The sequence below is a fragment of the Roseovarius atlanticus genome (genome assembly GCF_001441615.1).
Lineage (GTDB): Bacteria > Pseudomonadota > Alphaproteobacteria > Rhodobacterales > Rhodobacteraceae > Roseovarius > Roseovarius atlanticus.
Genome location: NZ_LAXJ01000044.1, coordinates 1 through 2,249, shown reverse-complemented (window position 1 = coordinate 2,249; position 2,249 = coordinate 1). Strand labels below are relative to the sequence as shown.

The window sequence follows — 2,249 nt, the reverse complement described above, 5'->3', positions numbered from 1 at the left end:
GTGGCCGACGATGTGACGATGGACTCCGCGATGCTTCAGGTCGACACGACCGTGACCGTGAACAACGCCGGGGGCAGCCAGTCGCACAACAACATGCAGCCTTATCTGGCGGTGAATTACATCATTGCGCTTTTTGGTATCTTCCCGTCGCGCAACTGATGTGCCGCCAAAAAAAGGGAGACGAACATGACTGAGAGAACAGGTTGGACCCGTCGGATGGTCCTGGCCGCGAAGGCCGCCCTGACAGGGGCGCTGGCGTTGCCGGTGCCCGCCTTCGCCCGCAGCAACGCCGAGCCGGGCGTGCCCGCCACGGGCGCGGCGATAGCGCCCGTCGCCCCGGCCCGGTGGGAGACCGCCACCGCGGACGAGCTTCGGCCGTATCTGGGGCAGCGGTTTCGCGTCTCGACCCGGACGCACGGATCCCTGGCGCTGCGGCTGGTTGATGTGGCCTCGCCCGACCGCGATCCTGCGCGTCCGGGCCTCCTGAAACGGCGCCTCAGCGTATCGGCGATCTTCGACGGGCCCGACGCGCAGGTTCTGGCCGGGCTGGAGGACGGGATACACCGCCTGTCGCATCCCCGGATCGGGCAGATCGACGCGTTTCTCAAGACCCTGCCGCGCCGGTCGGGCGGGTCCATGATCGAGCTGGTGCTGAACTAGGCGCCGGGCGGATGAGGATGGCAGGCGCGGTCCCATGAGCACGGCCAGCGCCGACGCGTGGACGCTGACCCTGCCGGGATACGCGCTTGTCCCGGCAGAGGCGCGGCACGCCGCGTTCCTGGAAGAGCTGTTCATGGCCTGCGAGCGTCAGAAAATGGGCGCTCTTCCCCTGTCGGAATCTGATCTGACTCGGCTGCTGGCGCCGCAATACGCGGCGCGGTGCGCACAATACGCCCGGGACTGGCCGGGCGCGTCCGACCTGATCCTGACCGACGGCACCCGGCCCATCGGGCACCTGCTGGTGGATGTCTCGGCCGATCCCGTGCACGCGATAGACGCCGCGATCCTGCCTGCGTTCCAGGGGCGGGGTGTGGGGACGCTGATGTTCCGGGCACTTTGTGCCGAGGCCGCCGCGCGGGGGCGGGATGTCACGCTCAGCACCCTTGACGGGGGCCGGCCCGAGCGGCTCTACCGCCGCTTGGGGTTCAAGGTGCAGGCGCGGGTCGCGCCCTATGTGTCGATGATATGGACGCCCGCGCGGCCGACCGCCTAGACCTTTGGTCCGTCAGGTGACGGCGATGTTGTAATAGGTCGCGTCGTCATCCTGCGCGTGGGGGCTGATGAACAGGTGGATCGGATCGTGCCCGGGCAGGGTCATGGGATAGGTCAGCGCCTTGATGACAGGCTGCGGCGGCCCCGCGAGACCCAGCGAGAAGACCGTGCAGTCGGCAGCGTCGGTGTCCGGGCCCTGCGCGGTGGGGCCGGTTGCGCGATTGACGTTTTCAAGCTTCAGCGGAAAGGGCGTGCCATCGTCGAGATGCACGATGATATCTTCGCCGACATGCGGCTCGAAAAGGGCGGCTGTCAGTTTCATGGTCGTCCCGGTGGTGATGTGGCGGGTTGCACCCTGTCATACCGGTTGGAGGATGACAATTCATAAAGGCGGCGTATCAGGCTTTGCGGGGGCGTGGCACTCGCTCGCTCCGTGATGATGCACCAGAAAAAACTACAAAACTTTCACGCAATAGGTGTGGAATTCTCTTGGAGCTGTGGCCGCCTTTGACGTAGGGTTGGCAAAACTCAATTCCGAGAGGACAGTATGCCCACATTCGAGTTTACGGACGGCGGTGGTTTCACGACGGGAACGACGTTTGATTTGGATTTTACCGATACGTCGACGGGACCCGCGGTCAACTTCACCCTGAGCACCAGTGGCAATCCGGGGGCTGCTGCGACAAATACCAGCTTCAACGGCGGGCTAATCTCCATAAGTGACAGCGGAAGCGGTGTCTTTACGCTCGATCTGAACTCGACGCAGGCCTTGACCAATTTCGGCGCGACCGGCGGTTCAATCGGCCTTCAGATCGGGTCTTTCGTACAAGGCAACTGGGTTGTGACCTTCGTTCACGAGACGAACCCGGCATTGAACTTGACATCCGCGGTCACGAGTTTCGGCTCAGGCCAGGTGATCAATTTCGCGACGGCGGAAAACTACGAAAGCATCCGCTTCACGGCGACCGGGGCTAGTAACGCGATCACGATCGACAGCCTGTCGGCCTCCGTCACCTGCTATCTCGAAGGAACGGGCA

General features: G+C 64.1%; 5 protein-coding genes. 4 read left to right on the top strand and 1 reads right to left on the bottom strand.

From position 1 onward, the window contains the following. From XM53_RS24110 to XM53_RS22175, 3 genes are all read left to right on the top strand, one after another. The coding region (locus XM53_RS24110; RefSeq protein WP_408006102.1) for a phage tail protein at positions 1 to 159 on the top strand (159 nt) is incomplete at its 5' end. A 27-nt stretch (positions 160 to 186) separates the two neighbouring features. Next, positions 187 to 660: a DUF6916 family protein gene (locus XM53_RS22180; RefSeq protein WP_144435658.1), complete on the top strand. Its 474-nt coding sequence runs from the start codon at positions 187 to 189 to the stop codon at positions 658 to 660. A gap of 34 nt (positions 661 to 694) precedes the next feature. Then, a complete protein-coding gene (locus XM53_RS22175; protein ID WP_057796976.1) occupies positions 695 to 1,213 on the top strand; it encodes a GNAT family N-acetyltransferase in 519 nt (172 codons plus the stop codon). Between the two features lie 12 nt (positions 1,214 to 1,225). On the opposite strand, the gene XM53_RS22170 is transcribed toward XM53_RS22175, so the two are convergent. After that, the gene (locus tag XM53_RS22170; RefSeq protein WP_057796975.1) at positions 1,226 to 1,534 is read right to left on the bottom strand and encodes a DUF6916 family protein; all 309 of its coding nucleotides are present in this window, start codon (positions 1,532 to 1,534) and stop codon (positions 1,226 to 1,228) included. 225 nt (positions 1,535 to 1,759) lie between these two features. Here XM53_RS22170 and XM53_RS22165 point away from each other — a divergent pair. Beyond that, the coding region (locus tag XM53_RS22165; RefSeq protein WP_144435657.1) for a hypothetical protein at positions 1,760 to 2,249 on the top strand (490 nt) is incomplete at its 3' end.